Source organism: Pseudoflavonifractor sp. MSJ-30, from assembly GCF_018918045.1.
Lineage (GTDB): Bacteria > Bacillota > Clostridia > Oscillospirales > Oscillospiraceae > Faecousia.
Genome location: NZ_JAHLPU010000047.1, coordinates 22,478 through 28,785 on the forward strand (window position 1 = coordinate 22,478; position 6,308 = coordinate 28,785).

Below are 6,308 nucleotides of genomic sequence, written 5' to 3' on the forward strand. Positions count from 1 at the left end.
CTTCTTTTCCCCTCTGACTGGTCCCCCGCGCCCCAAAAAGTTTCGATACAGCGGGGCTTGACCGGATTCTCCTCGGTCTTTCCCCAGACGGCTAATATGCATTGCCACAGTAACCTTTGCAAAATCCGCGAGAATCGCCCTCTTTTAACCTTTGTTCATCTTTTGTTCAAATCTTAACGATAGAATGTCTCCCGTAATGATGCTGGAGAATTCTGTATGAATGATGCACGCAGTCTCTCCAAAAACGGGTTAAGGACAGACGAACATGCACGATCACAAATATAAAACGCTTCTGAGCAACACCTTTCTGATCAGTCTCGGCACTTTCGGCTCCAAGCTGCTGACCTTTGTAATGGTCCGTTTCTACACCGGCGTGCTGACGCCCGCGGACTACGGCACCGCGGACCTGATTATGCAGACCGCCAACCTGCTGCTGCCGCTGGTATCCCTCGGCATCACCAATGGCGTCTTCCGCTTCGCCCTGGATCGAAAGGAACAGCGCAGGAGCATTTTTACCATCGGCTTTTATACCATTCTGGTGGGCTCCCTGATTCTTCTGGCCGCCCTTCCTCTGCTCTCCAACAGCGAAAGTCTCCGGGAATACACCCTTCTGATCGGCGTATACACGCTGGCCTCCTGCCTGCACAGCCTGTGCGCTCAGTACATCCGGGCTGAGGGAAAAACCGCCCTGTTCGCCGTTCAGGGCATTATCAATACGGCCCTGGTCATTGGCTTCAACATCACCTTCCTGCTGGTGTTCCGCATGGGCGTCTTCGGCTATGTCATGTCCGTGGTCGCGGCGGACGGCATCTGCACGCTGTTCCTGGTGCTCCGTGAAAAGCTCTGGAAGCTGTGGCTGCCGAAGCCGGAGGGGCAGCTCTGGAACGCCATGCTGCGCTACAGCATTCCCTTGATCCCAGCCACCATTTTCTGGTGGATCACCAGCGTGTCCGACCGCTATATGGTCGCCTATTTTCTGGGTACGGATGCCAATGGCCTGTACGCCGTGGCATGCAAAATCCCTACGGTGCTGACCCTGCTCTCCACCATCTTTATGGAGGCCTGGCAGTTCTCCGCCATTCAGGAGGCCACCGGGGACAGAGAGGTACATATCCGGTTTTATACTCAGGTATGGAGTGCTTTCCTGGCCGTCATGGTCATGGCCGGCAGCGTGATTATTGTGCTGTGCCGACTGGAGATCCGGATGCTCTCCACCCAGCAATACTATGAGGCCTGGAAATACATCCCCACTCTTTCCATGGCCATGGTCTTCTCCGCTTTCTCCTCCTTCATGGGCAGTGTCTATGTGGTCACGGAGAAAAGCCGTCTGTCTCTTTGGACGGCCCTGTGGAGTGCCCTGGCCAACATCTTCCTGAACTTTCTGCTGATTCCCCGGATCGGCATTCAGGGCGCTGCCATCGCCACGCTGGCAAGCTATGTGCTTTGCTTCGCCATCCGGGCCGCCACCTCCCGGCGGCTGATTCCGTTCACTCTGTTCACTCCCCGGCTGATCGGCAGCGGTCTTCTGCTGACCATCCAGAGCCTGCTCTGCTTTACCGCCAACCCGGGGGCTCCCTTCTTCCAGATGGCCTGCCTGCTGCTCCTGCTGGTGCTGAACCGGAAGCCCTTCGAGCTTACCATTCAGCAGCTTGCCAAATTGGTCCGGAGGAAGCGGTCATGACGAACCAATTTCAAGCCAAAACAGCCCTGTTCCATCTGCCGGGGCTGTTTTCCTTTTATGAATTCTACCGGGTATTCCTGCCTCTGTTCCGGAACCACCGGGAATACTTTTACGACTGGTGCGACATCGGCTCCATCTATGGCGCCCCGGCTGGCTGCCTCTGGGGCGGCGGGCGGGTCAGCTCCGGAACAGCCTCCCCGAAGAATGCGCTGACTCTGACCCGGGAATACGGCATCTCCGCCCGGCTGACCTTCAGCAATTCCCTTCTGACCCCCGAACACCTTTCCGACGGGAAGTGCAACCGGCTCTGTGCCCTGTTCAGCACGCCCGGCCCGGTGGAAAACGGTGTGATCGTCAGCTCCGATCTGCTGCTCGCCCACCTCGCCCGGCAATATCCGGAGCTTTATTTCGTCTCCTCCACCACCAAGGTGCTTACGGATTTCACCGATCTCCAAAAGGAACTGAGCCGGTCGGCGTTCCGGTATGTGGTTCCGGACTTCCGGCTGAACAAGGCGTTGGAAAAGTTCAATGCCCTCTCCCCGTCAGAAAAAAACAAGGTGGAATTTCTCTGCAATGAGTGCTGCTGGTTCGGCTGCCGACAGCGGAAAGCCTGCTACGAAAATGTCAGCCGGAAAAATCTGGGGCTTCCCTGCCCCGACCACCGCTGCACCGCCCCGGACGGCGACCGGGGCTACCGGTTCTCCCGGGCAATGGAAAATCCCGGGTTTATCAGCACCCGGGATATCCACGATATTTACCTGCCCATGGGCTTTTCCAACTTCAAAATTGAAGGACGGGAGTTGGGCAGCGCTCTGCTGCTGGAATTTCTGCTGTACTACATGACAAAGCCGGAATACCGGATCCACGTCCGGGAAGCCGTCTATCTGGACAGCATGCTGGACCTATTTTAGAGCCTTGACAGGGCAGACCCTGGTGCATTCATAGCACAGAATGCACTCCGTGCCGTTCTTGCGGGACCGTGCTTCCTTGTTGACCTCCACATTCATGGGGCAGACCCTCCGGCATTTGCCGCAGTGGACGCACTTGCTCTCGTCACAGTGGACCCGCAGCAGCGAAAAATAGCTCATCGGCTTCAGAAACACCGCCACTGGGCACAGGTATTTGCAGAAAGCCCGGTTATCCTGAAAATGATATGCCAGGAATATACCGGCCCCATAATACAGGGCATTGCCCCCCAGGAACATCCAGAACATGATTTCTTCCAGGTGAGACGCCCTCCCCCAGAACAGTCCGGCCACCAGCAGCAGCGACAGACCGAACATCACATAGCGCAGCGCCCCCAGCTTTTCCTTGCGGGGCGCTGCCGGTGTTTTGAAGGGAAGGCAGTCCAGAACCATGGCCGTCCAGCAGGCGTAGCCGCACCAGCCTCTGCCGAAGAGCAGCGGACCAAAGATCTTCGCCACGGCATAGTGAATGGTGGCGGCCTCAAAGGTTCCGGAGAAGAGGTAATACCAGAAGCCCTCGATCTGCATATTTTCCCGGGAAAGAATACCAAGGTAGACCAGCATATACGTTCCCACAGCAAACTGCGTGAAATGCCGGGCATACCGCCTCCCGGAGATGAACAGCGTCAGACCAACAGACAGGCATAAACCGATGTAGCTGAAATTCAGCAAGTAGAAAATATTATTTTTGGTCAGCCACAGGCTCACCGCCACGGCCTCAAAAAGCGCCAGCATCAGAATCGACGGCAGCAGTTTTTTCATGGTTTTCCCTTCTCTCTTTTTTCTTCATTATCGCTTTTTTGTCCTCAAAACGCAAGTATTTCTTTTTATACTCCCGGACCAGACGGCACAGCTCCGGACTTAGTGCCGTCAGGGCAATCAGATTGGGGACGGCCATCAGGCCGTTGACAAGCTCGGCGGCCAGCCATAAGGTCCGGGTCTCCAGCAAAGCCCCCAGAAGAACGCCGCCCATTTGCAGCCAGACGAAGGTCTTCCAGAATCCGGGGCCGAACAGGAACTGCCCGCACCGGGCACCATAGAGGCCCCAGCCAAGCACCGTGGCAAAGGCAAAAACACTTAAAAACAGCGTCAATGCTCCCGCCGCCCAGCTGCCGCAGACGCCGGAGAATACCCGGAAGGGCAGCACGCCTCCGGCATCCACCCCATAGGGAATGGCAGCGCCGCCGCAGAGCACCGCCATTGCCGTCAGCGTACAGATGACAATGGTATCCATGAAGACTTCCAGCAGACCCAGCAGCCCCAACTCTACGGGGTGCCCTTCCCCGGCAGCGGCATAGGCCATGGAGGCCGTCCCCATGCCTGCCTCGTTGGTAAATATTCCCCGGGCGCAGCCGGTGCGCAGGCTGACGAAAGCCGAGCCGATCATTCCGCCGGTGACGGCTCCGGGAGAGACAGCCCCTTCCAGAATGGCGGCAAAGGCTCCCGGAATCTGCCGGCGGCACTTTACCAGCACCCACAGGCACAGCAGAATATACCCAACGGATACCGCGGGCACCAGCTTTTCCGCGGCGCCGCCAATGCGTTTCACCCCGCCGAAAAGCACCGCCCCCACTGCCAGAGCCATGACAATGCCCACAAGCAGGTTGCCCATCCATGTGGGTTCCCGGCCGTGGGACTCCAGAATGTCATGGAAGCCGGACACCACCGCGTTGACCTGGGTGGCGTTGCCCACGCCGAAGGCCGCAATAACGCCGAAAGCGCTGTAGAGGTATGCCAGAAAATGCCATTTCCCCGGCATACCCTTCCGGATCATATACATGGGGCCGCCCACCATTTCCCCGCCGGAGAAATCCCGGTAGCGCCTCGCCAAAGTCACCTCGGCAAATTTTGTGGCCATGCCCAAAAATCCGCAGAGCCACATCCAGAAAATGGCCCCGGGTCCGCCAAGGCAAATGGCCCCGCTGACGCCGATGATGTTCCCGGTCCCCACCGTGGCCGCCAGCGCCGTGCAGAGCGCCTGAAATTGGGTCACGGTGCCCTTCTTCTCTTTTGGGACAGACAGCATGCGGAATGCTCCTGGCAGCAGCGTGATCTGAGGGAAGCCCGTGCGCAGGCTCAGGAACAGCCCCGTACCCACCATCACCGCGACCCCGGGCGGCCCCCACAAGAACCCATACACACATTCCAGCCAGCGCATCAGAATCCCCCCAAAAAATCAAAAAGCAGCTGTTCGGAAAGCCATATCATTGGGACCCAATGACGGCTTTCTGGCAGCTGCTTTTGTTATTCGATTTTTCTGAAATTATTCCCAGGTGGCCCAAACCTCCGGGCAGTAGCCAACGGTGGCCTGTTTTCCGTTGCGGACCACCGGCGTTTTCATCAGCATGGGGTCGTCAAAAACCTTGTCCTCTTTTGCCCGGTTATCGGACATGTACTTCATGTTCGTAACCTCCTGGGACTTGTTTTCCCAGTCAATCAGCTTGTCAATGCCGCCCACGGCCCGCAGTACGCTGTCAAACTCCCGACCGGACATGCCGTAGCGCTTCAGGTCGATGGACTGGAAAGGAACGCGCCGCTCCTTGAACCAACGCTCCGCCTTTTTTGTATCAAAGCATTTGCTTTTTCCGAATATCTGAACGTTCAATAGGTTACCTCCATCAGGCACAGGCCCTGGGGCGGGGCCAGAAAGCCCGCTTTTTCTCTGGGCGCGCCAAACAGTGCCGGGATGCTCTCCGGCGTTCTCTGCCCCCGGCCCACTTCCACCAGAGTCCCCGCCAGAATCCTGACCATGTTGTACAGAAAGCCGTTGCCCGTCACCGTGATCCGCAGCTCGCTGCCCTTTCGGGAAACGGTCAGGCTGTCAATACGGCGGACGGTGGCCTTTTTCATCTTCCGGTTCCCGCAGAAAGCGGAAAAGTCGTGCTCGCCCAGAAGATAAGACGCTGCCCGGTTCATTGCCGCCGTATCCAGTTCTTCCGGGTCTATCCAGACATACCGGCGCTCAAAAACGCAGGGGGCGTCGTCGGTCCAGATGCGATAGCGGTAGGTCTTCCCTGTGGCATTCAGCCGGGCGTGGAACCGGGGTGACGCCTCTTCACAGGAATATATGCCGATGTCCTCCGGCAGATACCTGCGCAGCTGCTCCAGAATCTTTTCCGGGGCCATTGGATTTTCGCAGTGGAAATTGGCAATCTGGTGGGCCGCATGGACCCCTGCATCGGTCCTGCCGCTGCCGGAAACCTCAACAGGCTCCTCCAGAATCCGGCTGAGCACCGTCTCCAGCTTGCCCTGGATGGTCCCCTCCACCCCAGTCAGTCTCTGCCAGCCCCGGTAGCGGGTGCCGTCATAACAAATATCCAAACGAAGATTACGCAGCATATTCCTCCAATTCTTCCCTTGCCTCCCGCTCTGTGTCCGCGGAAAACAGGAACTTTCCCTTTGCGTCATACACCTGCACATGTCCCTGCACATATCGGATGGAATACATAGCCATTCACTCCTTCTGGATTTCATGGCTATATATTACCATTCAGTAAGTCCAATAAATCGGACATTTATGTATGTTTATCTCATGCGAAAAAAATTTTACTCTGTGGTTTCGCTTTTAACCCTAACCGCACATAAGCTGGGTGCCTCCGGCGGCGGTTTTCTTGCTTCTGCAAGAAAATCGATAAGAAGCAGCCTCAAGGGGGCGCTGACCG

Annotated in this window: 6 protein-coding genes; 2 read left to right on the forward strand and 4 right to left on the reverse strand. The window is 57.1% G+C overall.

Annotation, left to right across the window (positions count from 1 at the left end):
• The first annotated feature begins 265 nt into the window (after window positions 1–265).
• Together KQI10_RS06885 and KQI10_RS06890 are read left to right on the forward strand one after the other, a co-directional pair.
• Entirely contained in the window at window positions 266–1,681 is a 1,416-nt protein-coding gene (locus KQI10_RS06885; RefSeq protein ID WP_216566668.1) for a lipopolysaccharide biosynthesis protein, read from the forward strand.
• Window positions 1,678–2,592, forward strand: a complete 915-nt coding sequence (locus tag KQI10_RS06890) for a hypothetical protein (protein WP_216566669.1) — start codon at window positions 1,678–1,680, stop codon at window positions 2,590–2,592. The genes KQI10_RS06885 and KQI10_RS06890 overlap by 4 nt, the downstream gene beginning before the upstream one ends.
• On the opposite strand, the gene KQI10_RS06895 is transcribed toward KQI10_RS06890, so the two are convergent.
• The 4 genes from KQI10_RS06895 to truA all read right to left on the reverse strand — a co-directional run bounded on the left by KQI10_RS06895 (window position 2,584) and on the right by truA (window position 5,985).
• On the reverse strand, window positions 2,584–3,408 hold the full coding sequence (locus KQI10_RS06895; RefSeq protein WP_216566670.1) for a 4Fe-4S binding protein: 825 nt from the start codon (window positions 3,406–3,408) through the stop codon (window positions 2,584–2,586). The genes KQI10_RS06890 and KQI10_RS06895 overlap by 9 nt on opposite strands.
• Window positions 3,365–4,804: a sodium:alanine symporter family protein gene (locus tag KQI10_RS06900; RefSeq protein WP_216566671.1), complete on the reverse strand. Its 1,440-nt coding sequence runs from the start codon at window positions 4,802–4,804 to the stop codon at window positions 3,365–3,367. The genes KQI10_RS06895 and KQI10_RS06900 overlap by 44 nt, the downstream gene beginning before the upstream one ends.
• Window positions 4,805–4,909: 105 nt before the next feature.
• A complete protein-coding gene (locus KQI10_RS06905; protein ID WP_216566672.1) occupies window positions 4,910–5,251 on the reverse strand; it encodes an arsenate reductase family protein in 342 nt (113 codons plus the stop codon).
• Entirely contained in the window at window positions 5,248–5,985 is a 738-nt protein-coding gene (truA, locus tag KQI10_RS06910) for a tRNA pseudouridine(38-40) synthase TruA (RefSeq protein ID WP_216566673.1), read from the reverse strand. The genes KQI10_RS06905 and truA overlap by 4 nt, the downstream gene beginning before the upstream one ends.
• Window positions 5,986–6,308 lie beyond the last annotated feature (323 nt).